This is a genomic window from Pseudomonas sp. M1 (assembly GCF_022760135.1).
Lineage (GTDB): Bacteria > Pseudomonadota > Gammaproteobacteria > Pseudomonadales > Pseudomonadaceae > Pseudomonas > Pseudomonas citronellolis.
Map to the genome: position 1 here is coordinate 2,289,607 of NZ_CP094343.1, position 24,336 is coordinate 2,313,942.

Here is a 24,336-nt window from a genome sequence, read left to right on the forward strand (position 1 = left end):
AGGCCCAAGCTAGGCGCCACCGCCCCCAGCCAGCCGAGCCCGATGAGCACCGCCAACGCCGCCTGCATCCTGGTCATCGACGATGAGCCGCAAATCCGCAAGTTCCTGCGCATCAGCCTCAACGCCGGCGGCTACCGGGTGGTGGAAGCCGGCAGCGGCGAGGAGGGCCTGGCCCAGGCGGCGCTGAACCGTCCGGACCTGGTGGTGCTCGACCTCGGCCTGCCGGACAAGGACGGCCAGCAGGTGCTGCGCGAGTTGCGCGAATGGTCGCAGGTGCCGGTGCTGGTGCTCTCGGTGCGCGCCGCCGAGAGCGAGAAGGTGCTGGCCCTGGACGGCGGCGCCAACGACTACGTGACCAAGCCCTTCGGCATCCAGGAGTTCCTCGCCCGCATCCGCGCGCTGCTGCGCCAGGGCCACCAGGGCGAGAACCAGGAAGCGCAGGTGGCGGTGGGGCCGCTGCTGGTCGATTTCGCCTACCGCCGGGTGAGCCTCGACGGCGCCGAGGTGGCGCTCACCCGCAAGGAATACGCGGTGCTGGCCACCCTGGCCCGGCACCTGGGGCGGGTGGTCACCCAGCAGCAACTGCTCAAGGACATCTGGGGCCCGACCCACGTCGAGGACACCCACTACCTACGCGTGGTGGTCGGCCACCTGCGGCAGAAGCTGGCGGACGACCCGGCCAACCCGCGCTTCATCGTCACCGAGGCCGGCGTCGGCTATCGCCTGCGCGATGCCTGATGAAAATCGCGGACGGAGTCCGCTCCTACAATGGGGCCTGCCGCCCGGCATGAACCGTAGGAGCGCAACTTTTGCGCGAATCGCGGGTAGGGCCCGCACCTGTGTGCCAGGCGAAACCCCGTCGTAGGAGCGGACTCCGTCCGCGATAGCTCGAACCCGCGCAAAGAGCACTCTCTCCCCAGCCCTCTCCCGCAAGCGGGAGAGGGGGCTGTTCGGCGCGGGTGGAAAGGTCGGTGCAATCCTGTGGACGCGGATTCTCCACCTCGTACCGATCCAGGCCAATCGGCGGATAACGCCATAGGCGTTATGCGCCCTACGGATTCTCCGCTTCGTACCGGTCCAGCGTATCGCTGGCGATCTGCCTTCCCAGGGCTACCAGCTCCGGCGCCTTGTAGAACTCGAAGAAGCGGCACACCCGCTTGGGCACGTTGATCAGCACGTCCGGCGGGTAGCCGGCGATCTTGTACTGCGCCAGGGAGGTCTGCATCACCTCGAAGCTCTGGTTGACCAGCTCCAGCAACGAGGCCGGGCTGCTGCTGTCGATCACCTGGCTGCCGCTGGCGGACTTCGGCGAGCCCTTGCCCAGGGGCGCCGCGGCCGGCTGCTGCATCTCCGGCTCGGCCGGTTCCTCGCTGTCGGGCACCGGCTCCAGCAGGGCTTCGGCGCGCAGTTCCGGCGGCTCTAGCTCCGGGCCGTGGCGGCGGAACCGGCTGAGCTTGTCGCCGAGGCTGCCGATCAGGCTGTCGAAGCGGCCCTTGAGCGCCGCCGGCCGCTCGATCACCGGCAACTGGTACTGGCGCTGGTTGGTGGCGTTGAGGTTCACCGCGATGATCAGGTCGGCGTGGCTGGACACCACCGGCACGATCGGCAGGGGGTTGAGCAGGCCGCCATCGACCAGCATGCGCGGGCCCTGCATCACCGGGGTGAACAGGCTGGGAATGGCCGCCGAGGCGCGCATGGCCTGGTGCAGGTCGCCTTCCTGGAACCAGATTTCCTGCTGGTTGGTGAGGTCGGTGGCCACCGCCGTGTAGGGGATGGGCAGGTCCTCGATGTTGATGTCGCCGATGATCTCGTGGATCTTGCCGAACACCCGCTCGCCGCGGATGGCGCCGAGGCGGAAGCTGACGTCCAGCAGGCGCAGCACGTCCAGGTAATCCAGGCTTTCCACCCAGTCGCGGTATTCGCCCAGCTTGCCGGCGGCGTAGATGCCGCCGATCACCGAGCCCATGGAGCAGCCGGCGATGCAGGCGATCTCGTAGCCGCGCCGCTCCAGTTCCTCGATCACGCCGATATGCGCATAACCCCGTGCTCCGCCGGAGCCGAGCACCAGCGCCACTTGTTTCGACATGGACGGTTATTCCTCTGAAAACAACGCATTGCAAGGCGCGGCGGGCGGCCTGGGCCGGCGCCGGATGTCACTGACGATACGCCCGGGTAGGGCGGGGCGCCAAGGGTGTTTGCTAGAATCGGCCGATCGACTTCCCGCCCCGGAGCCAACATGAGCGAACCCATCCGCCTGACCCAGTACAGCCACGGTGCCGGCTGCGGCTGCAAGATTTCCCCCAAGGTGCTGGAAGTGATCCTGGCCGGCAGCGGCGCGCAGAACCTGGACCCGAACCTGTGGGTCGGCAACGCCTCGCGCGACGACGCTGCGGTCTATGCTATCGACGGCGAGCGCGGCGTGGTGTCCACCACCGACTTTTTCATGCCCATCGTCGACGATCCCTTCGACTTCGGCCGCATCGCCGCCACCAACGCCATCAGCGACATCTACGCCATGGGCGGCGACCCGCTTATGGCCATCGCCATCCTCGGCTGGCCGGTCAACGTGCTGGCTCCGGAAATCGCCCGCGAGGTGATCGCCGGCGGCCGCAAGGTCTGCGACGAGGCGGGCATCCCGCTGGCCGGCGGCCACTCCATCGACGCCCCCGAGCCGATCTTCGGCCTGGCCGTCACCGGCCTGGTGGAAAAGCGCTTCATGAAGCGCAACGACACCGCCACCGCCGGCTGCCGCCTGTACCTGACCAAGCCGCTGGGCATCGGCATCCTCACCACCGCCGAGAAGAAGTCCAGGCTGCGCGCCGAGGACGTGGGCCTGGCCCGCGACTGGATGTGCACCCTGAACAAGCCCGGCAGCCGCTTCGGCAAGCTCGCCGGGGTGACGGCCATGACCGACGTCACCGGCTTCGGCCTGCTCGGCCACCTGGTGGAGATGGCCGATGGCGCCGGCCTGACCGCGCGCATCCGCTTCGACGCGGTGCCGCGCCTGGAGCACGTGCAGTACTACCTGGAACAGGGCTGCGTGCCCGGCGGCACCCTGCGCAACTTCGACAGCTACGGCGAGCGCATCGCGCCGCTGCCGGAACTGCACAAGCTGCTGCTGTGCGACCCGCAGACCAGCGGCGGCCTGCTGGTGGCGGTGGCCCCCGAGGGCGACGCGGAATTCCTCGCCACTGCCGCCGAGCTGGGCCTGCGACTGGCGCCCATCGGCGAGCTGGTCGAGCGACAGAGTCACGCGGTAGAGGTGGCCTGATGCGCGACAACACCCGGCACTACCGCGAACTCTTCCTCAATGACGTCCCCCTGATGGACGTGCGCGCCCCGGTGGAATACACCAAGGGCGCCTTCCCCCACACCGAGAACCTGCCGCTGATGAACGACGTCGAGCGGCAGAAGGTGGGCACCTGCTACAAGCAGCATGGCCAGCAGGCGGCCATCGCCCTGGGCCACGAGCTGGTCTGCGGCCCGCTCAAGGCCGAGCGCATCGAAGCCTGGCTGGACTTCGCCCGGCGCCACCCGGACGGCTACCTGTACTGCTTCCGCGGCGGCCTGCGCTCGCAGATCGTCCAGCAGTGGATGAAGGACGCCGGCATCGAATATCCGCGCGTGGTCGGCGGCTACAAGGCTCTGCGCGGCTTCCTCTTCGACACCACCCGAGCGGCCACCGAGGAATGTTCCTTCGTGCTGATCGGCGGCCTCACCGGCACCGGCAAGACCGAGGTGGTGGCGCAGCTGGACAACGCCCTGGACCTGGAAGGCCACGCCAACCACCGCGGCTCCAGCTTCGGCCGCCGGGCCACGCCGCAGCCGGCGCAGATCGACTTCGAGAACCGCCTGGCCATCGACATCCTGAAGAAGCGCCACGCCGGCATGAGCCAGTTCGTGCTGGAGGACGAGGGGCGCATCGTCGGCAGCTGCTCGCTGCCGCTGGAGCTGTACCAGGGCATGCAGGGCTACCCGCTGGTGTGGCTGGAGGATAGCTTCGAGGGCCGGGTGGAACGCATCCTCAAGGACTACGTGATCGACCTGTGCGCCGAGTTCGTCGAGGTGAAGGGCGCGCCGGAGGAAGGCTTCGAGGCCTTCGCCGCCTACCTGCGCAAGAGCCTGTCGGGCATCGTCAAGCGCCTGGGCGGCGAGCGCTACCAGCGCCTGGCGGCGATCATGGACGAGGCCCTGGACGAGCAGCGCCGCAGCGGCGCGGTGGACCTGCACCGCGGCTGGATCGAAGGGCTGCTGGGCGAATACTACGACCCCATGTACGCCTACCAGCTGGAAAGCAAAGCCTCGCGCATCGAGTTCCGCGGCAACCACGACGAGGTGGTGGAGTACCTGCGTTCCCGGCCACCGCGGTAGACCGCTCCTACGAAAGGCAGGCCGTCACGTAGGGCGAATAACCGCTCGCGGTTATCCGCCGATACACCCCTGTTGCCGCCAACGCCATGGCCGAGCCTTGGCGCATACCCAGCCAATGCCCAGGTCAACCCCGGAGCCGCCGTGAACCAGGGTCAAACGGCGGATAACGCCGTAGGCGTTATGCGCCCTACGCCAAACCTACCTGTAACCTTGGGCCGCGGCGGTCTAAGCTGGAAGTCGCCCGAACCACCAAGGAGGTCGTCATGAAGGCACTTTTCGCAGTTCTCGCCGCCAGCCTGGTGCTGGCCGGCTGCTCCGGCAAGACGGTCAACCGCGACAGCTGCGCCAGCGAACTGAACGCCGCCTGGCACGAGCTGGACCTGGCCAAGGCCGAGGGCTTCGCCGGCACCGTCAGCTATTCCAAGGCGCTGGCGCTGATCAGCGCGGCCAAGACCGAACAGCAGGTCGAGTCCTACGGCGGCTGCCTGGACAAGGCCAGCAAGGCGCGCTTCTACATCAAGGAATCGCGCGCGGGCCGCTGACCGGGCGCGGGCAAGGCGGGCATAATCGCCGGGCGGACGGGCGCTCCGGCCCGCCCGGCAGTCAGGAACCCCTCCCATGCAACTCGACTTCAGCACCCTCGCGCCCGCCGACGCCTACCGCTGGCTGGCCTCCACCGTCACCCCGCGGCCCATCGCCTGGGTCTCCACCCTGTCCGCGCAGGGCCAGGGCAACCTGGCGCCGTTCAGCTTCTTCCAGGTCATCAGCGACGAGCCGCCGACGCTGATGGTCAACACCAGCATCCGCGACGACGGCAGCGTCAAGGACACCCTGCGCAACGTCCGCGAGACCGGCCAACTGGTGATCCACCTGGTCAGCGCCGCCCAGGCCGAGACCATGAATGCCACCGCCGCCACGCTGCCCCATGGCGTCAGTGAGATCGAACAGGTCGGCATCGCCACCCTGGCCAGCGTGCGCGTGGCGCCGCCGCGGGTGGCCGGCGCGGCCGTGGCCTTCGAGTGCGAGCTGGCGCAGATCCAGCCCTACCCGGCGGACAAGCCCAGCTGCTACCTGATCTTCGCCCGCGTGCTGCTGGCGCACATCGACGACGCCGTGCTGCGCGACGAGCGCCACGTCGACCCGGCGAAGCTCGACCTGGTCGGCCGCCTGGGCGGCACCCACTACAGCTTCACCCGCGATACCTTCAGCATGATCCGCCCCAAATAGGGGCGCAGGCCGCCGTGCGCCGGGACCTTGGCGCGCGACTGTCCTGGATGCGACCTGCGCATGCCCGTGCGCAACATCGAATTGCCATCATCGACGCCGCCCCTTGTTCCGCCGGTCGGCCGGCTCCTAATGTTCCGTCCCAAAGCAACGACAAAGAACGGGAGAGCTTCGGTCGAAGACTCTCCCGCAAGGCATTCGGCAAGGGGAGGGGTGGCATGGTCGCGTTCGTGCAACGGCGGTTGGCCAATCTGGGCACGGCGAAGAAACTGGCGCTGGGCTTCGGCCTGGTATTGCTGCTGACGGCGCTGGTGGCCGGGATCGGCGTCGGGGCGCTGCGCTCCATCGAGCAGCGCTTCGCCCTGCTGGACGCCATGAGCGCGGTCAACCGCGAAGTCCTGGAGATGCGCCAGAGCGAGAAGGACTTCGTCCGCGACGCCAGCCCCAAGGCCGCCGAGCAATTGCGTCAGCGCGCCAAGCTCCTCGCCGGGCATGTCGAGCAGCTCAAGGCGCACCCCGGCCAGGCCGAGGCCATGGAGCGCGTGGCCCAGGCCATGGCCGGCTACCTGGCCTCCTTCGACCGCTTCGAGCAGGCCAGCAAGAGCCGCCACCTGGCCCTGGAGGCCGCCAACTGGTCGGTGTCCAGCGCTTCCAACAGCCTGGACATCCTGCAGTCCAGCCTGGCCGACGACGGCGCCTACGAACTCAAGCAGAGCCAGGGCCAGAACGGCGAGGAACTGCTCAAGCAGGCGGCCCAGGTCGGCCAGCTCTACCGCCTGGTGCTGCAGGGCCTGAACGAGGCCCGCGCGCGCCTGGAGCAGAAGGACGGCGAGGCTGCGGGCGATGCGCGCATTAAGTCCGCCGACGAGGCCCTGGAGCTGTCGAAGCAACTGCAGACGGCAATCACCGATCCGGCCTACGTCTCGGTGATCAAGGACGTGGCCACCAACATCGACGGCTTCGGCAACAACCTCGGCGACTACTCCGCCGGCCTGGCCAAGGAGCAGCAGGCGCACCGCGAGATGTCGCAGCGCGCCGAGGAAATGATGCAGCAGGTGGACGCCTCCTACGCCACGCAGCAGACGGCCATGGTCAGCGTGCTGCACAGCAGCGTGGGCGCCATGCTCGGTTCGGCGGCGCTGGCGCTGCTGGTCGGTACCCTGGCCGCGCTGCTGATCAGCCTGCTGATCGTGCGCCCGCTGCGCCAGGTGATCGGCATGGCCAGCCGCATCGCCGAGGGCGACCTGAGCCAGACCATCCGCGTCGAGCGCAAGGACGAGGTGGGCCAGCTGATGGCCGCGGTGGACGCCATGGCGCAGAGCCTGCGCGGCATCGTCAGCCGTCTTCATGAAGGCGTCGGCCGCATCACCTCCTCGGCGCAGGCGCTGTCCGGCGTCACCGAGCGCACCCAGAGCGGCGTCAACAGCCAGAAGGCCGAGACCGACCAGGTGGCCACGGCGATGAACCAGATGGCCGCCACCGTCCACGAGGTGGCGCGCAACGCCGAGGCCGCGGCGCACTCCGCCGAGCAGGCCGATGGCACCGTGGCCAGCGGGCAGCAGGTGGTGCGGCGCACCCTCGGGCGTATTTCCGAGCTGGCCGAGGCGGTGCGCGAGGCGTCCGCCAGCATCCACGACCTGGGCCGCGAGAGCCAGAACATCGGCAGCGTGCTCGACGTGATCAAGGCGGTGGCCGAGCAGACCAACCTGCTGGCGCTCAACGCCGCCATCGAGGCGGCCCGGGCCGGCGAGCAGGGCAGGGGCTTCGCCGTGGTGGCCGACGAGGTGCGCGCCCTGGCACGGCGCACCCAGCAGTCGACGGCGGAGATCGAGAAGCTGATCGGCGCGTTGCAGAACGGCGCCCAGGCCTCGGTGCAGCACATGCAGCACAGCCATCAACTGGTGGAGAAGAGCGTCGGCGACGCCGAGCAGACCGAGACCGCGCTGGGCGAGATCGCCGCGGCGGTGGCGGTGATCCACCAGATGAACCAGCAGATCGCCACGGCCTCCGAGCAGCAGAGCGCGGTGGCCGAAGAGATCAACCGCAGCGTCACCAGCATCCGCGGCATCGCCGACGAATCGGCCCAGGCCATGGAGTCCACGGCCTCCTCCAGCGTCGAACTGGCCCAGCTCAGCCGCGACCTGCAGGGGATGGTGGGGCAGTTCCGCCTGTAGGCAGCACCGAGCCCCTGTAGGAGCGGACTCTGTCCGCGATTTGCGCGCAGGGCGCGCTCCTGCAGGGAAATGACATCTGCGTTCGGGCTTTTCCCTCACCCCAGCCCTCTCCCGGAGGGAGAAGGGGCTAGTCCGTGCCGAGAGACGGCCCGGTTTCAGCCGGCAGTCCCTGTGCTAGCCGGCTAACGCCGAAACACCCATGTACTCCGAACGGTCCCCTCTCCCTCCGGGAGAGGGTTAGGGTGAGGGGGCCGCAGGCCTGCCCAGGGCAAGAACAGTTGCGCTTGCGGCGGCCTCCTGCTGGCGCTTGTACCAGCGCCGGTAGGCGTTCACCCCCGCCCGCACCGAGCTGAACACCAGCGGCGGCTTCAGCTCGCCCAACTGGCCGGAGCGCTCCAGCATCGCCAGGGTTTCCCGCGGCACCCGCGCCAGGGACAGGTGCACGTCCTGCGCCGCCAGGGTCTGCTGCACCTCGCGCAGCACCGTCAGGCCGCTGACGTCCAGGTTCAGCACGCCCTCGGCGTTGAGCAGCACGGCGCGCGGCGCCTTGGTCTGCGCCACCACCTGCAGCAGGCGCTGCTTGAAGTAGTCGGCGTTGAAGAACAGCAACGGCGCGTCGAAGCGGTAGATCACCAGGCCCGGCAGGGTGTGCGCCTGCGGGTAGCGGCTCAGCTCGACCTGGCCGTCGATGCCGTGGACCCAGCCGAGCACCGCGTCGCTCGGCTTGTAGGTCAGGTACAGCAGGCGCAGCAGGGCGATGACGATGGCCACGAAGATGCCCGGCAGCACGCCGACGCTGAGCACCCCGACGGTGGTCAGCAGGCACAGGCCGAACTCGAAGCGCGACAGGCGCCAGAAGCCCTTGAGCGCGCTGAAGTCGATCAGCCCCCAGCCGGCCATCAGCAGCACAGCACCTAGGGCCGGCATGGGAATCCAGCCCAGCGGCGCGCTGAACAGCACCAATGCCAGACCGATGACCAGGGCGGCGACTATGCCGACCATCTGCGTCTGGCCGCCGACCATGTCGTTGACCGCGGTGCGCGAGTCGGCGCCGCTGATGACGAAGCCCTGGGACACCCCGGCGCCGATGTTGGCCACGCCCAGGGCGACCATCTCGCGGCTGGCGTCGATGCTGTAGCCGTGGCGCGCGGCGAAGCTGCGGGCGGTGAGCATGGCGCTGCAGAAGCTGACGATGGTGATGCCCAGGGCGTCGCGGAACAGGTTGCCCATTTCCTGCACGCTGGTGCGCGGCCAGCTCAGCTCCGGCAGGCCCTGGGGCACCGCGCCGAGCAGGGCGACGCCGTAGCGGTCCAGGCCCAACACCACGCTGGCCAGGGTGGCGAACAGCACGCCGACCAGGGCGCCGGGAATCTTCGGGTAGCGCCGCGGCAGCAGGATCATCAGCAGCAGGGTGGCCGCGCCCAGGGCGAGGGTCGGCCAGTGCGTGCTGCCGAGGTTGCGCAGCAAGGCCAGCAGGCCGGCGAGGAAGCCGCTGGTCTCGGTGTGGTAGCCCAGTAGCTTGCCCAACTGGCCGGCGATCAGGCTCAGGCCGATGCCGTTGAGGTAGCCCACCAGGGTCGGCCGCGACAGGAAACTGGCGATGAAGCCGGCGCGCACCAGACCGCCGACGATGGACAGCAGGCCGACCATCACCGCGACTATCATCGACAGTTGCAACAGGCGCTGCGGGTCGCCCGCCGCCAGCGGGGTGATGGCCGCCGCGACCATGGCCGCGGTGGCGGCGTCGGGGCCGACCATCAACTGTTTCGAGCTGCCGACCAGGGCGTAGATCAGCATCGGCAGGATGCAGGCGTAGAGCCCGACCTGGGCCGGGAAGCCGATGATCTGCGCATAGGCGATGGCGGTGGGAATCTGGATGGCCGCCACCGACAGGCCGGCGACGACATCCGGGCGCAGCCAGGCGGAGCGGTAGTGCAGCAGGTTGTCCAGGCCGGGCAGCCAGCGGGTGAGGGGCATGGGTGTCTTCCGTGAAACGTCGGGCTGAAGCTTAGCCACAGTGTAGGGCCGCGGCTTGCCCGGCGTCAGTTACAGGCGTAGGAAGACGAAGGATTTCGAGAGGACGCTAGAAGGGCTGCGCCGGGATGCTCTTCGTAGGATGGGTATCGCTTCGCTCAACCCATCCTACGTCAGCGTTTCTCCTGCACCTGTAGGAGCGGGCCCTGCCCGCGATTCGCGCCCAGGGGGCGCTCCTGCAGGGTGTCGCAAAGCCTTCAGAGCTTGAGGATGAGCTTGCCGAAGTTCTCCCCGCTGAACAGCTTGAGCACCGTCTGCGGGAAGGTCTGCAGGCCTTCGACTATGTCTTCCCTGGACTTCAGCTTGCCCTCGGCCAGCCAGCCGGCCATCTCGCGCATGGCCTCGGGGAAGCGGCTGGCGTAGTCCATCACCACCATGCCTTCCATGCGCGCGCGGTTGACCAGCAGCGACAGGTAGTTGGCCGGGCCTTTCACCGCCTGCCTGTTGTTGTACTGGCTGATGGCGCCGCAGATCACGATGCGCGCCTTGGGCGCCAGGCGTGCCAGGCAGGCGTCGAGGATGTCGCCGCCGACGTTGTCGAAGAACACGTCGATGCCGTTGGGGCAGCAGCGCTTCAGGCCCAGGGCGAGGTCCTCGTTCTTGTAGTCGACGGCGCCGTCGAAGCCCAGTTCCTGCACCAGGTAGCGGCACTTGTCCTCGCCGCCTGCGATGCCGATCACGTTGCAGCCCTTGATCTTGGCGATCTGCCCGACCACGCTGCCCACCGCGCCGGCCGCGGCGGAAACCACCACGGTCTCGCCGGCCTTGGGCAGGCCGACGTCGAGCAGGCCGAAGTAGGCGGTCATGCCGGTCATGCCCAGGGCCGAGAGGTACAGCGGCAGCGGCGCGCGGTTCGCGTCGACCTTGTAGAAGCCCCTGGGCTCGCCGAGGAAGTAGTCCTGCACGCCGAGGGCGCCGTTGACGTGGTCGCCGACGACGAAGGCCGGGTTGTTCGAGGCCACCACCTGGCCCACGCCGAGGGCGCGCATCACCTCGCCTATGCCCACCGGCGGAATGTAGGACTTGGCGTCGTTGAGCCAGCCGCGCATGGCCGGGTCCAGCGACAGGTACAGGTTGCGCACCAGCACCTGGCCCGGGCCGGGCTCGCCGAGCGGGGTTTCCTGGTAGCGGAAGGTGTCCTGGTCGATGGCACCCTGGGGGCGCTGGGCGAGCACGAACTGGCGGTTGAGCGGGGCGGTCATGGCAGTGGCCTCGGGGAGGGGAAAACCTAGGGATAGTCCGCGGCGGCGGCGTCGGCAAGCTGCCGCCGACCACGAGAATGCCCGGTTATCCATGTAAATGATCCAGGCGCGAGGTATTCATCACTCGCACGGATAGTACGAGCTACAGCGGCCTGATAATGCTTTGCCCGCGGCGGGCGCCGGCTAGACTCGGACGATTCTCCATCCGTTCGAGGACAGTCCATGAGTCAGCTGCTTTCCGGCCAGGTCGCCCTGGTCACCGGCGCCGCCGCCGGCATCGGCCGCGCCACCGCCCAGGCCTTCGCCCGCGAGGGCATCAAGGTGGTGGTTTCCGACGTCGACGCAGCTGGCGGCGAAGCCACCGTCGAGCTGATCCGCGCCGCCGGCGGCGATGCGCGCTTCATCCGCTGCGACGTGACCCGCGACGCCGAGGTCCAGGCGCTGGTCGCCGCCACGGTGGAGGCCTACGGCCGCCTGGACTACGCCTTCAACAACGCCGGCATCGAGATCGAGCAGGGCCGGCTGGCCGAGGGCAAGGAAAGCGAGTTCGACGCCATCATGGGGGTGAACGTCAAGGGCGTCTGGCTGTGCATGAAGCACCAGATCCCGGTGATGCTCGCCCAGGGCGGCGGCGCCATCGTCAATACCGCCTCGGTGGCCGGCCTGGGCGCGGCGCCGAAGATGAGCATCTACGCCGCTTCCAAGCACGCGGTGATCGGCCTGACCAAGTCGGCGGCCGTGGAATACGCGAAGAAGAAGGTGCGCATCAACGCCGTGTGCCCGGCGGTGATCGACACCGACATGTTCCGCCGCGCCTACGAGGCCGACCCGAAGAAGGCCGAGTTCGCCGCCGCCATGCACCCCGTCGGCCGCGTCGGCCAGGTCGAGGAGATCGCCGCGGCGGTGCTCTACCTGTGCAGCGACAACGCCGGCTTCACCACCGGCATCGCGCTGCCGGTGGATGGTGGGCACACCGCGCTCTGAGGCTCAGTGCCTGGCCAGGCGCTGCGCCAGGCCGCTGCGGCGGATCACCCACTTCTCCAGCTCGGCGCCGAGGAACACCAGCAGCCCGGCGCCCAGCGCCCGTAGCCATTCGGCCGGGCTCAGGCCCCTGGAGCCGAAGATGTCCTGCATCCAGGGCGCGTAGGTGAAGGCCAGCTGCAGCGGGATGCACGCGGCGATGGCCAGCAGCACCCAGCGGTTGCCGAACAGGCCCTCGCGGTTGAGCACCGAGCCGAAGATCGAGCGGCTGTTGATCAGGTAGAACATCTCCCCGATCACCACCGCGTTGACCGCCATGGTCCGCGCCGACTCGATGCCGGTGCCGCGCTGCAGCTCCCAGAGGAACAGGCCGAAGGCGCCGAGCATCATCAGCAGCGCCACCATCAGCACGCGCCAGACGAAGAACCCGGAAAGCAGGGCGTTGCCCGGCGGCCGCGGGCTGCGGCGCATGATGTCGTGCTCGGCCGGCTCGAAGGCCAGGGCCAGGCCCAGGGTGCTGGAGGTGACCATGTTGATCCACAGCACTTGCGCCGGCGTCAGCGGCAGGCCCAGGCCGAGGAACAGCGCGGCAATCACCACCAGCGCTTCGCCGCCGTTGGTCGGCAGCATGAACAGGATGAATTTCTTCAGGTTGTCGTAGACCGCGCGGCCCTCGCGCACGGCGCTGGCGATGCTGGCGAAGTTGTCGTCGGCCAGCACCACGTCGGCGGCCTCGCGAGCCGCCTCGGTACCCTTGCGGCCCATGGCCACGCCGACCTCGGCGCGCTTGAGCGCCGGGGCGTCGTTGACGCCGTCGCCGGTCATCGCCACCACCTGGCCGTCCTCCTGCAGGGCCTGCACCAGGCGCAGCTTGTGCTCGGGGCTGGCGCGGGCGAACACGTCCACCTCCAGGGCCACGCGGCGCAGTTCGGCGTCATCCATCACCGCCACCTCGGCGCCGGTCACCGCCGGGCGGCCGACGCCGATGCCCAGCCGCGCGCCGATGGCGCGGGCGGTCTCGGCATGGTCGCCGGTGATCATCTTGACGCGGATGCCGGCCTGCTGGCAGTGCGCCACGGCGGCGATGGCCTCGGCCCGTGGCGGGTCGATCAGGCCCACCAGGGCCAGCAGGGTGAAGCCCTCTGCGACGTCGTCGAAACCCAGTTGCGCGCCCTGCGGCGCCGCCTGCCGTGCGGCCAGGGCCAGCAGGCGCAGGCCGCGGGCGGCGGTGTCGGTGGCCATGCGCCGCCAGTAGTCCGGGTCCAGCGGCGCCGCACCGGCATCGGTGAGCTGCGTCGAGCACATTTCGAGGATGCGCTCCGGCGCGCCCTTGACCAGTATCCACGGGCGGCCTTCGGCGTCCTGGTGGCTGCTGGCCATGAAACGGTGCTGCGACTCGAAGGGAATGCTGTCCAGCCGCGGCCAGTCCCGGGCGCAGGTTTCCTGGGGCAGCCCGGCCTTGGCGCCGAGCACCAGCAGCGCGCCTTCGGTGGGGTCGCCCTCGATGCTCCACTGGCCGCCGTCCTCGCGCAGTTGGGCGTCGTTGCACAGCACCCCGGCGCGGATCGCCCGCAGCAGCGCCGGTTGCGCGTCCGGCTGCACGGCGCGGCCGTCGACGCTGAAGCCGCCCTCGGGGACGTAGCCGACGCCTTCCACCTCATACACCCGCTCGGCGCAGACCAGGCGCTGCACGGTCATCTCGTTGCAGGTCAGGGTGCCGGTCTTGTCCGAGCAGATCACCGTCACCGAGCCCAGCGTCTCCACCGCCGGCAGGCGCCGCACGATGGCGCGCTGGCGGGCCATGCGCTGCACGCCCAGGGCGAGGGTCACGGTCATGATCGCCGGCAGCCCCTCGGGGATGGCCGAGGCCACCAGGGCCACCACCATCATGAACATCTGCTCCGGCGTCTCGCCCAGCCACAGGGTGCCGAGCAGGAACACCAGGGCGCCGATGCCGAGGATGACCATGGCCAGGATGCGGCCGAAACGGTCGATCTGCCGCAGCAGCGGGGTGGTCAGGTTCTCCACGCTGCTGAGCATCTGGTTGATGCGCCCCAGCTCGGTGTCCGCCCCGGTTCCCACCACCAGGCCGCGGGCCTGGCCGTAGACCACCAGGGTGCCGGAGTAGGCCATGCCGTAGCGGTCGCCCAGGGGCGCGTCGGCGGCCACCGCCTGGGCGTTCTTCTCCACCGGCAGGGATTCGCCGGTCAAGGCCGCCTCGTCGACGCGCAGTTCCTTGCCGCCGAGCAGGCGCAGGTCGGCCGGCACGCGGTCGCCGGAGGCCAGCAGCACCAGGTCGCCGGGGACCAGGGCGGCGGCGTCGATCTGCTGGCGCTTGCCCTGGCGCACCACGGTGGCGGTGGAGGAGAGCATGCCGCGGATGGCGTCCAGCGCCGATTCGGCCTTGCCTTCCTGGATGAAGCCGATCACCGCGTTGATCAGCACCGCGCCCAGCAGCACCGCGGTGTCCACCCAGTGGCCGAGCAGCGCGGTGACGAGCGCGGCGGCGAGCATCACGTAGAGCAGGATGTTGTGGAACTGCAGCAGCAGGCGCAGCAGCGGGCCGCGCCGGCGCGGCGGCGCCAGGCGGTTCTCGCCGTATTGCTGGCGGCGGCTTTGCACCTCGGCCTCGTCGAGGCCGGTGGGGCCGCTGCGCAGGCGGGCCTGGACCTCGTCGGCGGCGAGGCTGTGCCAGGGCGTGGCGCTGGCGTCGGAGTGGGAAACGCGGCGTCGGCTCATGCAAGGCTCCTGTCGGATGGGGCAGGGATGAGCTACAGCATGGACAGGCGGGCGTCCGCCGGGCTTGACCTGGAACAGCGCAGGCGACCGGTGCCCTCCCAGTGTTTTGCATTCTGTTACAGCAGCAGCCTGTTTTGGCCGGCAGGGACTTCGGCGTCTGGGGTTGGCTCCGTTCCCTCTCCCTAACCCTCGGCTGCGCGCCCCGCCCTGAAGGGAGAGGGGACCGTTCGGAGCGCTTGGGTATTTCGGAGTCAGCCGGCAACACCGAAGGTTTCCGGCTGAAACCATTCCTCCTCTCGGCACGGACAAGCCCCCTCTCCCTTCAGGGAGAGGGCTGGGGAGAGGGGCTCTCGCCCAACCCCTGAACCTTCCTCATCAAATCGCCCGACGCCAATTCAACACCAACTGCGTCACCAACCCCGCCACCAGCCCCCAGAAGGCCGAGCCCACGGAAAACAGCGTGAAACCCGAAGCAGTCACCAGGAACGTAACCATGGCCGCCTCACGCTGGCGGGCCTCGGCCATGGCGTTGCTCAGGCCGTTGGTGATGGAGCCGAGCAGCGCCAGGGCGGCGATGGACAGCACCAGCGCCTTGGGCAGCGCGGCGAACAGCGCCGCCAGGGTGGCGCCGAAGATGCCCGCCACGCCGTAGAAGACCCCGCACCAGAGCGCCGCGGTGTAGCGCTTGTGCGGGTTCTCGTGGGCTTCCGGGCCGGTGCAGATGGCCGCGCTGATGGCCGCCAGGTTGATGCCGTGGGAGCCGAACGGCGCCAGCAGCAGCGAGGCGATGCCGGTGCTGGAGATCAGCGGCGAGGCCGGCACCTGGTAGCCGTCGGCGCGCAGCACGGCCAGGCCCGGCATGTTCTGCGAAGCCATGGCGACGATGAACAGCGGGATGCCGATGCTGATGGTGGCGGCCAGGGAGAAGCTCGGCGTGGTCCACACCGGTTTCGCCAGCTCCAGCTGGAAGTGGCTGAAGTTCAGCAGGCCCAGGGCGCCGGCCAGGGCCACGCCCACCAGCAGCGCGACGAACACCGCGTAGCGCGGCGACAGGCGCTTGGCCAGCAGGTAGCTGAGGAACATCGCCGCTACCAGCAGCGTCTGCTGCTCGGCCGCGCGGCAGATCTCGATGCAAATGCGGAACAGCACCCCGGCCAGCAGCGCCGCGGCTAGCGAGCCGGGCACCTGGCGCATCAGGCGGTCGAAGCTGCCGGTGACGCCGCACAGGGTGATCAGCCCGGCACAGACGATGAAGGCGCCGATGGCTTCCGAGTAGGGCACGCCCGGCAGGCTGCTGATCAGCAGCGCGGCGCCGGGGGTGGACCAGGCGATGACGATGGGCGTGCGGTAGCGCAGGGTCAGGCCGATGGTGGTCAGCGCCATGCCGATGGACAGCGCCCAGATCCACGAGGAAATCTGCGCGTTGCTCAGCCCGGCGGCCTGGCCGGCCTGGAACATCAGCACCAGCGAGCTGGTGTAGCCGGTGAGCATGGCGACGAAGCCGGCCACCACGGCGGCGGGGGAGGAGTCGGCGAAGGGGCGCAGGCGCGCGCTGGTCGAATCGGTCATGCGGGGGTGATGTCCACGAACAGGGGGTAGAGGGAGGCTACCAGCAGCAGGGCCATGCCGATATTGAACACGCGGCGCCGCGCCGGCTGTTCCAGCCAGTGCCGCAGGCAACTGCCGAGCACCGTCCAGACGCCGACGCTGGGCAGGTTGACCACGGCGAACAGCACCGCGATCAGCAGCACGTTGCCGGCGAAGCCCTGCTGCGGGGTATAGGTGGTGATGGCGCCGATGGCCATGATCCAGGCCTTGGGGTTGACCCACTGGAAGGCCGCCGCCTGCAGGAAGCTGAACGGCTTGCCGCTGCCGCGCCCGTTGGCCTGCGGCGCGCCGGCGCGGGCGATGCCCCAGGCCAGGTACAGCAGGTAGGCCGCGCCCAGGTAGCGCAGCGCCTGGTAGGTGAAGGGGAAGGCGTGGAACAGCTGGTCCAGCCCCAGGCCCACGGCGACCACCAGCAGCAGGAAGCCGATGCTGATGCCGAGCATGTGCGGGACGGTGCGGCGCACGCCGAAATTCACCCCGGAGGCCAGCAGCATCATGTTGTTCGGCCCGGGCGTGATGGAGGTGACGAAGGCGAAGCCGATGAAGGCGGCCAGGAGTTCGAGGGGCATGGCGGCACGCGTCTTGTGGTTTTTCCGCAGCCTAACCCCCGGCCTGCGGGCTGTCGCGTAACAGCCAGGGGCGGATCGGGCCGTACAGTGGCGCGGCCGGCGTGCTGTGGATATGGTGGGCAGGTCGCAGTCGTGGAGTCCCGCCATGGACCACAACCCCTATGCCGCGCCCAAGGTCGAGCTGATCGAGGCGCGCACCCCGGCCAGCCTCGCCGGCGGCCGCTGGAGCCCCGGCCACCTGCGCCTGCTGGCCTGGCTGAGCCTGGCGCTGCTGCTGGCGCAGAGCGTGCTGTTCGGCCTGTCGTTCCTCGGCGGCACGGGGCGCGGCGACGCCCTGGACAGCTACAGCCTGTGGCTGGGCGTGCTCTGCACGCTGCTCGGCTGCTACCTAAGCTGGCGCGCCACGCAGTTCCTGGTCGAGCGCTTCGGCGCCCGCGGCATGGCTTGGCCGCTGTGGCTGTCCATCGGCCTGGCGCTGGTGATCCAGGCCTACGCGGTGATCTTCGACGCCCAGCTCGACGGCACGCCCAACGCCGCCCTGGCCGGCTTCATGGCGCTGTTCCTGCCCAGCGGCCTGGTGGGCCTGTGGTATGGCGTGCGGGTGCTGAAGATCGGCCTGCCGTATCCCTCGGTGAAGGTGCTGGGCTGGCTCGACGTGCTCTCGGGCGTGTGCATGGCCAGCATCCTGCTGTTCATCCCCGGCACCGTCCTGGCCGCCGCGGCGCTGCTGCCGCTGGCGCTGATGTTCCTGCGCGGCGCACGGGAGCTGGAGGGCGGCGCTCAGGTTTCCTGAAGCGGCTGCGCCAGGGCCTGGTTGACCGCCAGCCAGCCGTGCACCGCCTCTTCGCCGGCCTCGGCGAAGGCGCGCTGCAGCAGGCGCGCCTGCTCGTTGCGCAGGGCCCGTTCCAGCTTGGCGCCCTCGGCGGTGAGGCTGAGCAGGCGCTTGCGCTTGTCGGCCGGCGAGGCTTCGCTGCGGATCAGCTGCATCTCCTGCAATTGCCGCAGCGGCATGTTCAGCGCCTGCTTGCTCACGCCCAGGGTGGCCAGCAGCTCCTTCACGCTCAAGCCGCTCTGGCGCGCGACGAAGAACAGGATGCGGTGGTGCACCCGGCCCAGGCCGCGGCGGGCGAGGATCTCGTCCGGCTTGGCGGTGAACGCCCGGTAGCTGAAGTAAAAGGCTTGCATGGCTTCCGACCAGGTGTCGGAGGGCAGAAGGTCAGGCATATTGACGTATCCGTTCGGCCGTCGTAGCTTCGGTCAACCAGTTTGACCCATTTGCTCCTGCCTCCGCTACCGGTGACCCCATGGCCTTCTCCGAACGTATCGCCCGCCTGAAAAGCTCCCTGATCCGTGAAATCCTCGCTGCGGCGCAACGTCCGGAGGTGATGTCCTTCGCCGGCGGCCTGCCGGCCGAACCCATGCTGCCCAAGGTGGAATGGGCGGACATGCCGGCCAGCATGGGCCAGTACGGCATGAGCGAGGGCGAGCCGGCCCTGCGCGAGGCCATCGCCGCCGAAGCGCGGGCCCTGGGCGTGCCCTGCGATGCCAGCCAGGTGCTGATCGTCAGCGGTTCGCAGCAGACCCTCGACCTTGCCAGCAAGCTGTTCATCGACCCGGGCACCGAGGTGTTGCTCGAGGCGCCGACCTACCTGGCCGCGCTGCAGGCCTTCCAGCTGTTCGGCGCCGACTGCGTGACCGTGCCGCTGGGCGCCGAGGGGCCTGACGTGGCCGCGCTGCGCCAGCGCCTGGGGCGGCACAAGCCGGCCTTCGCCTACCTCATCCCGACCTTCCAGAATCCGTCCGGCGTGCGCTACAGCGAAGAACGCCGCGACGAAGTGGCGGCGCTGCTCGACGAGTTCGGCGTGACCCTGATCGAAGACGAACCCTACCGCGAGCTGGTGTTCGACGCCGGCAGCGCCACCCCGCTGGTCAGCCGCCTGAAGAAGGCCAGCTGGATCTACACCGGCACCGTCTCCAAGACCCTGCTGCCGGGCCTGCGCGTGGGCTTCCTGATCGCCACCCCGGACCTGTTCCCGCACCTGCTGCGCCTGAAGCAGTCGGCCGACCTGCACACCAACCGCATCGGCCAGTGGCAGGCCCTGCAGTGGTTCGGCACCGAGGCCTACCGTGGTCACCTGGCCGAGCTGCGCGACTTCTACCGCATCCGCCGCGACGCCATGCAGGCCCAGCTGGAAGAACACTTCGCCAACCTGGCCGAGTGGAACGTGCCCCAGGGCGGGCTGTTCTTCTGGCTGACCCTGAAGCAGCCGCTGGACACCCGCGGCCTGCTGGACGAGGCCCTGCAGCAGAACGTGGCCTTCATGCCCGGCGAACCCTTCTTCACCGACCCCGATGCCAACCCCGGCCACCTGCGCCTGAACTTCAGCCACGTGGCGCCGGAGCGCCTGGGCGAAGGCCTGCGCCGCCTGGCTGCGGTGATCCGCGAAGCGCAAGCGGCCCAATCTGCCTGAGGAGGCGCCATGTACACCGTCTACGGCGACCGGTTGTCCGGCAACTGCTACAAGGTCAAGCTGGTCCTGCACCTGCTGGGCCTGCCGTACCAGTGGCAGGACGTCGACATCCTCAAGGGCGAGACGCAGACCCCCGGATTCCTGGCGAAGAACCCCAACGGCAAGGTGCCGGTGCTGGAACTGGAGGACGGCAGCTGCCTGTGGGAATCCAACGCCATCCTCAACTTCCTCGCCGACGGCAGCGAGTTGCTGCCGAAGGAACCGCGCCTGCGCACCCAGGTGCTGCAGTGGCAGTTCTTCGAGCAGTACAGCCACGAGCCCTACGTGGCGGTGGCGCGTTTCATCCAGTTCTACCTGAAGATGCCGGACGAGCGCCGCGCCGAGTACGAGGACTGCCTGAAGGGCGGCTACAAGGCCCTGGACGTGATGGAGCAGCAGCTGGCGCGCACGCCGTACCTGGTGGGCGACAGCTACTCCATCGCCGACATCACCCTGTACGCCTACACCCACGTGGCGCACCAGGGCGGTTTCGACCTCTCCGGCTACCCGGCGATCAATGCCTGGATGGCGCGCGTCGCGGCGCACCCGCGGCACGTCGGCATGCTCGACTGAAGGGCCCGAAGTGTCAGAAGAAGCCCGCCATCGCGCGGGCTTTTTCGTATTCGTGCGCTCTGGCTCGCAGTTTAAGGGCCTCCCCATTGACGGGCATCATGGCGCGCGCCGTTTCGCCTCCCTACCCTGGACCCAGCCAACAATAGAGCAGTAGCCGGGCCGCGGCGGCAGGAATGCCGGCGACCGGTGGGGGAGGGAAAAATGGCCTATCTGGTCTGGCAGGATGACCTGAACACCGGCATCCAGGTGATCGACAACCAGCACAAGCGAATCGTCGAGATGATCAACCAGCTGCACGAGGCCCAGGGCACCCTGGACAAGGCGCGGGTCGGCGAGGTGATCGAGGAACTGGTGGACTACACCCAGTCGCACTTCGCCTTCGAGGAAACCCTGCTGGAAGACTCCGGCTACCAGTTCACCCGCGCCCACAAGAAAGTCCACGAACTCTTCATCAAGCGCGTATCCGACTACCGCCTGCGCTTTGCCGCCGGCGAGGACGTCGCCGAGGAACTCAAGGGGTTGCTCGGGCGCTGGCTGTTCACCCACATCCGCAACGACGACGCCAACTACGTGGAGTCGGTCAAGGCCAGCATGCACGAGCTGACCCACGACCAGAGCCACGGCGGCTGGCTGTCGCGCTCGATGAAGCGCTTCTTCGGCTGACGCCGGCGGGCGAAACCGCGGCGGCCATCTATGCTCAGTCCAGAACAAGAAGGGACGACATGGAGGACCCTGCATGAAACGCCTGTTCAGTGCGCTGCTGTTCTGCCTCGCCTGCCTGGCCCCGCTGCACCTGCCGGCCGCCACCAGCACCGCGGCCGACGCCGCCCAGGCCCAGCGGGCCCGGCAGTTGCTGGAGAAGGCCGTGGCCTACTACCGCCAGGAGGGCGACAAGGCCTTCGCCGCGTTCAGCCGCCAGGGCGAGTTCATCGATAACGAGCTGTACGTCTACGTCGTCGACAGCAAGGGCGTGATGCTGGCCAGCGGCGGCCCCTCGGTGGTGCTGATCGGCCGCGACGTCTCGCAACTGCTCGACCCGAACATGCGCAAGCAGTTCGCCAAGGCCCTCAAGGCCCCGGAGAACGGCAAGGTGCAGGAAACCGAGTACCGCTGGAAGAACTGGGCCGACGGCCGCGTCGAGCGCAAGCACACCTACTACCAGCGCATAGGCGACCGCTTCCTGGCGGTGGGCTACTACATCCCGCGCGCCGACGCCCGCCAGGCCGAGGCCATGCTGCAGAAGACGGCGAAGGCGGTGGAAGGCGCGCCGGAAGCGACCTTCAAGCGCATCAACGACCTCGACAAGGCCTTCATCGAGGATGACCTCTACGCCTTCGTGGTCGACATGGACACCGGCAAGTTCGTCGCCCACGGCTACAACACCCGGATGGTCGGCACCGACTTCGCCAGCCTCAAGGACCCGGCCGGCAACGCCATCGGCCAGGCCATGCTGGCGCTGGCGAAAAGCAAGGGCGAAGGGCAGTTCGACTACCAGTGGCGCAACCCGGTGACCGGCAAGGTGGAGAACAAGCACGCCCTGCTGCGCAAGAGCGGGCATTACCTGGTGGCGGTGGGATACTACACGGCGGGGGGCTGAAAAGCCCTGAGGGCTGTTCGTAGGAGCGAGCAAGCTCGCGAACAGGGTTTGCTGGGGGCTGTGGTGTTGGGTTCAAGAGCGCCCTCTCCCCAACCCTCTCCCGCAAGCGGGAGAGGGGGCTTGTCCTGAGTGAGGGGGGAATCCTGAGTCATCCTGAAACGCCCAACCATCCCCGTCATTTCCGCGAACGCGCACTACTGTCCGGAATATTTTCGAGGGGGCGTCTGGAGGGCTTGCGGGGGCTGAAGGCACGGGTTAAACCGTTGAGCGCCAACTCAACCTCACAGCCCCCGCAAGATGTTCAGGATAAGCCGTTTTCACGATGTACTAAAAGCGCTGCCTCGCGGCGTCTTCGACCGACTGGTCGCCGAACACGGCGCCGACAAGCACAGCAAGCGCTTTGGCAGCTGGGATCACCTGGTCGCCATGGTGTATGCCCAACTGGCCGGCGTGAGCAGCCTGCGGGCGCTTGAAACCAGCTTCAACAGCCATCCCCATCAGCACTATCACCTGGGTACGGGCCCGATCCGGCGTTCCACCCTGGCCGACGCCAACGAACGCCGTAATACCGAGGTCTTCGCCCAGGTTGCGCACTACCTGATGGCGGGCGTCTGCCGGCAGTTACGCCGTGACGGGAAGGAACTGCTGTACCTGCTGGACTCCACCACGATCACCCTCAAGGGCCCTGGCTTCGACGAATGGACGCTGTCCAATCGAACCCGCTCCCAGGGGCTGAAAGTCCATGTGCTGTATGCCGAGCAGGCGGCAGCACCGGTGCATTGCAGCTTCAGCGCAGCCAACGTCAACGACATCGACGAAGGCCGGACGCTGGGTATCGAGCCACAGGCCACCTACGTATTCGACAAGGGCTATTACGACTTCAACTGGTGGGCGAGCCTGGATGCCCAGAAGGCCCGCTTCGTCACACGATTCAAGTCCAATGTGCGGCTCAAGGTCCTGGCCCAGCGCGAGGTTCCCCAGCAAGACCGGGAAACGATCCTGCGAGACGAAGAGGTGAACTTCTCCAACCGCAACCCAGGTGGCCGACGGCGTAATCACTACACCCAGCCCCTGCGGCGGATCCTGGTGAACCGCCCAGGCGATGAGCCGCCTCTAAGCCTGGCGACCAACGACCTGAGCAGCCCGGCGGCAGAAATCGCCGAGCGCTATCGGGATCGCTGGCGGATCGAGCTGTTTTTCAAATGGATCAAGCAACACCTGAAGGTCAGGCGTTTCCTGGGCCGTAGCGAGAATGCCGTGCGCATCCAGATTCTCTGTGCGCTGATCAGCTACTTGCTGCTGAACCTTTACCAACGCAGGACGGGAACGCGGCAGAGCCTGTGGATGCTGATGGTGGAGGTACAGGCGACGCTGTTTCAGCGTCCTGGCCTGGAGGCCGAACGTTACCGACGACGGCAGGAGCGAATACGCGAGATCAACCTGCGTCAGGGGCAGCTGTTAATAGCATGAGGCGTGCCGGACAGCAGTGCGCGAACGCGGGAATCCAGTGACGAGCGGTTCGCGAGCAAGCTCGCTCCTACGAAAAGCCAAAGCGCATTCGCTCTGGCTTTTGCTCTTGAGACTTCCAGAGAAACATCCGCGCACTCCGGAATGCCCCTTCAGAAGGCCGAACGAAACCGGCGCTCAGGAGGTCATGCGACATGGATGTCGCGAGAGCCCCGATGGGCTACAGAGACGTACCCTCGGGGCGGGCCTCCGTGGCGGGGGAATTCGCGAGGGTAGCCCGGCTCCATCGGGCCCGTATGTCGGGGCAAGCCTTTTTGGTTCCTTTTTGCGGGGGTGGCCTTCCACCGATTGACAAAAGGGACTCGCCCGAGGGGGCGAAACCAGAAACCTCCGAACACTCGGTGCGGCGCGTCACACCCAAGCAGGAAGTCTCTGGGTGCCCGCGTTCGCGGGAATGACGGGGGGTAGGAGGATGGCGCCTGACTGACAAGCAGCTCAGGACAGCCCCCTCTCCCTTCAGGGAGAGGGTTGGGGAGAGGGCGCTCTTACACCCAACACCTACGTCACCGGTAACCACCGTTCGCGAGCAAGCTCGCTCCTACAATCCACATGAGGCACGGTGGTATTCCCCCGTAGGAGCGGACTCCGTCTTACAGGCAAGAAAAAACCGGCCCCACAGGCCGGTTTTTCATCCCCGCAAGCGACCTCAGCGAATCAGGCTGAGAAACTCGCTGCGGGTAGCGGCGTTCTCGCGGAACTCGCCGAGCATCACCGAGGTGACCATGGAGGAGTTCTGCTTCTCCACGCCGCGCATCATCATGCACATGTGCTTGGCCTCGATGACCACCGCCACGCCCAGGGCGCCGGTGACCTGCTGCACGGCCTCGGCGATCTGCCGCGACATGTTCTCCTGGATCTGCAGGCGGCGGGCGTACATGTCGACGATGCGCGCCACCTTGGACAGGCCGAGCACCTTGCCGTTGGGGATGTAGGCCACGTGGGCCTTGCCGATGAAGGGCAGCAGGTGGTGCTCGCACAGCGAGTACAGCTCGATGTCCTTGACCAGCACCATTTCGCTGTTGTCGGAGCTGAACAGCGCGCCGTTGACGATCTCGTCCAGCGTCTGCTGGTAGCCGCGGCAGAGGTACTGCATGGCCTTGGCGGCGCGCTTGGGCGTGTCGAGCAGGCCTTCGCGGGTGACGTCCTCGCCGAGCTGGCTGAGGATCTGCGAGTAGTTTTGTTCCAGGGACATGTTCTACCTGTAGGGCTTGGCAATGTGGAGCGCAG

At 68.2% G+C, this 24,336-nt stretch carries 21 protein-coding genes and 1 pseudogene; 14 read left to right on the top strand and 8 right to left on the bottom strand.

Going from position 1 to position 24,336, the window contains the following annotated elements:
- Positions 1-42 precede the first annotated feature (42 nt).
- The gene (locus PM1_RS10380) at positions 43-738 is read left to right on the top strand and encodes a response regulator (protein ID WP_024128627.1); all 696 of its coding nucleotides are present in this window, start codon (positions 43-45) and stop codon (positions 736-738) included.
- Between the two features lie 313 nt (positions 739-1,051).
- Here the strand turns inward: PM1_RS10380 and PM1_RS10385 are convergent, their stop codons facing one another.
- The gene (locus tag PM1_RS10385) at positions 1,052-2,086 is read right to left on the bottom strand and encodes a patatin-like phospholipase family protein (protein ID WP_009618585.1); all 1,035 of its coding nucleotides are present in this window, start codon (positions 2,084-2,086) and stop codon (positions 1,052-1,054) included.
- 150 nt (positions 2,087-2,236) lie between these two features.
- On the opposite strand from PM1_RS10385, the gene selD reads away from it, so the two are divergent.
- The 6 genes and pseudogenes from selD to PM1_RS31325 all read left to right on the top strand — a co-directional run bounded on the left by selD (position 2,237) and on the right by PM1_RS31325 (position 7,769).
- Positions 2,237-3,271, top strand: a complete 1,035-nt coding sequence (gene selD, locus PM1_RS10390; protein ID WP_009618587.1) for a selenide, water dikinase SelD — start codon at positions 2,237-2,239, stop codon at positions 3,269-3,271.
- Positions 3,271-4,371: a tRNA 2-selenouridine(34) synthase MnmH gene (mnmH, locus tag PM1_RS10395; RefSeq protein ID WP_009618589.1), complete on the top strand. Its 1,101-nt coding sequence runs from the start codon at positions 3,271-3,273 to the stop codon at positions 4,369-4,371. Before selD ends, mnmH begins: the two co-directional genes overlap by 1 nt.
- A gap of 263 nt (positions 4,372-4,634) precedes the next feature.
- Positions 4,635-4,913: a hypothetical protein gene (locus tag PM1_RS10400; protein ID WP_009618591.1), complete on the top strand. Its 279-nt coding sequence runs from the start codon at positions 4,635-4,637 to the stop codon at positions 4,911-4,913.
- Between the two features lie 76 nt (positions 4,914-4,989).
- Positions 4,990-5,598, top strand: a complete 609-nt coding sequence (locus PM1_RS10405; protein WP_009618593.1) for a flavin reductase family protein — start codon at positions 4,990-4,992, stop codon at positions 5,596-5,598.
- 1,118 nt (positions 5,599-6,716) lie between these two features.
- Positions 6,717-6,911, top strand: a pseudogene (locus PM1_RS31320) (HAMP domain-containing protein); the annotation flags it as partial.
- Between the two features lie 144 nt (positions 6,912-7,055).
- The gene (locus tag PM1_RS31325) at positions 7,056-7,769 is read left to right on the top strand and encodes a methyl-accepting chemotaxis protein (protein WP_372241097.1); all 714 of its coding nucleotides are present in this window, start codon (positions 7,056-7,058) and stop codon (positions 7,767-7,769) included.
- A 237-nt stretch (positions 7,770-8,006) separates the two neighbouring features.
- Here the strand turns inward: PM1_RS31325 and PM1_RS10415 are convergent, their stop codons facing one another.
- Complete coding sequence (locus tag PM1_RS10415) at positions 8,007-9,746, bottom strand: SulP family inorganic anion transporter (RefSeq protein WP_009618598.1); 1,740 nt, start codon at positions 9,744-9,746, stop codon at positions 8,007-8,009.
- 254 nt (positions 9,747-10,000) lie between these two features.
- Entirely contained in the window at positions 10,001-11,005 is a 1,005-nt protein-coding gene (locus PM1_RS10420; RefSeq protein WP_009618600.1) for an NADP-dependent oxidoreductase, read from the bottom strand.
- A gap of 222 nt (positions 11,006-11,227) precedes the next feature.
- Here PM1_RS10420 and PM1_RS10425 point away from each other — a divergent pair, with 222 nt between their 5' ends.
- Positions 11,228-11,989, top strand: a complete 762-nt coding sequence (locus tag PM1_RS10425; RefSeq protein ID WP_009618602.1) for an SDR family oxidoreductase — start codon at positions 11,228-11,230, stop codon at positions 11,987-11,989.
- Between the two features lie 3 nt (positions 11,990-11,992).
- Here PM1_RS10425 and PM1_RS10430 read toward each other — a convergent pair whose 3' ends face one another.
- The 3 genes from PM1_RS10430 to PM1_RS10440 form a co-directional block, all read right to left on the bottom strand.
- Positions 11,993-14,725 (bottom strand): cation-transporting P-type ATPase, encoded by a 2,733-nt coding sequence (locus PM1_RS10430; RefSeq protein WP_009618604.1) that lies wholly within the window; start codon positions 14,723-14,725, stop codon positions 11,993-11,995.
- Positions 14,726-15,100: 375 nt separating this feature from the next.
- Positions 15,101-16,294 (bottom strand): benzoate/H(+) symporter BenE family transporter, encoded by a 1,194-nt coding sequence (locus tag PM1_RS10435; RefSeq protein ID WP_009618606.1) that lies wholly within the window; start codon positions 16,292-16,294, stop codon positions 15,101-15,103.
- Positions 16,291-16,902 carry a LysE family translocator gene (locus PM1_RS10440; protein WP_009618608.1) on the bottom strand — a complete coding sequence of 204 codons (612 nt, stop codon included), beginning with the start codon at positions 16,900-16,902 and terminating at the stop codon, positions 16,291-16,293. Before PM1_RS10440 ends, PM1_RS10435 begins: the two co-directional genes overlap by 4 nt.
- 145 nt (positions 16,903-17,047) lie before the next feature.
- On the opposite strand from PM1_RS10440, the gene PM1_RS10445 reads away from it, so the two are divergent.
- Positions 17,048-17,695: a hypothetical protein gene (locus PM1_RS10445; protein ID WP_009618610.1), complete on the top strand. Its 648-nt coding sequence runs from the start codon at positions 17,048-17,050 to the stop codon at positions 17,693-17,695.
- On the opposite strand, the gene PM1_RS10450 is transcribed toward PM1_RS10445, so the two are convergent.
- Positions 17,683-18,126 carry a MarR family winged helix-turn-helix transcriptional regulator gene (locus tag PM1_RS10450; protein WP_009618612.1) on the bottom strand — a complete coding sequence of 148 codons (444 nt, stop codon included), beginning with the start codon at positions 18,124-18,126 and terminating at the stop codon, positions 17,683-17,685. The genes PM1_RS10445 and PM1_RS10450 overlap by 13 nt on opposite strands.
- An 80-nt stretch (positions 18,127-18,206) precedes the next feature.
- On the opposite strand from PM1_RS10450, the gene PM1_RS10455 reads away from it, so the two are divergent.
- The 5 genes from PM1_RS10455 to PM1_RS10475 all read left to right on the top strand — a co-directional run bounded on the left by PM1_RS10455 (position 18,207) and on the right by PM1_RS10475 (position 23,052).
- Positions 18,207-19,373, top strand: a complete 1,167-nt coding sequence (locus PM1_RS10455) for an aminotransferase-like domain-containing protein (protein WP_009618614.1) — start codon at positions 18,207-18,209, stop codon at positions 19,371-19,373.
- 9 nt (positions 19,374-19,382) lie between these two features.
- On the top strand, positions 19,383-19,985 hold the full coding sequence (locus PM1_RS10460; protein WP_009618616.1) for a glutathione S-transferase family protein: 603 nt from the start codon (positions 19,383-19,385) through the stop codon (positions 19,983-19,985).
- A 201-nt stretch (positions 19,986-20,186) separates the two neighbouring features.
- Positions 20,187-20,648, top strand: coding sequence for a bacteriohemerythrin (locus PM1_RS10465; protein WP_009618618.1), 462 nt, complete (start codon positions 20,187-20,189; stop codon positions 20,646-20,648).
- A gap of 73 nt (positions 20,649-20,721) precedes the next feature.
- Positions 20,722-21,582, top strand: a complete 861-nt coding sequence (locus PM1_RS10470; protein ID WP_009618620.1) for a cache domain-containing protein — start codon at positions 20,722-20,724, stop codon at positions 21,580-21,582.
- A gap of 297 nt (positions 21,583-21,879) precedes the next feature.
- A complete protein-coding gene (locus PM1_RS10475) occupies positions 21,880-23,052 on the top strand; it encodes an IS4 family transposase (RefSeq protein ID WP_024128628.1) in 1,173 nt (390 codons plus the stop codon).
- Positions 23,053-23,755: 703 nt separating this feature from the next.
- On the opposite strand, the gene folE is transcribed toward PM1_RS10475, so the two are convergent.
- Positions 23,756-24,301 (bottom strand): GTP cyclohydrolase I FolE, encoded by a 546-nt coding sequence (gene folE / locus PM1_RS10480; RefSeq protein ID WP_009618627.1) that lies wholly within the window; start codon positions 24,299-24,301, stop codon positions 23,756-23,758.
- Positions 24,302-24,336: the final 35 nt, after the last annotated feature.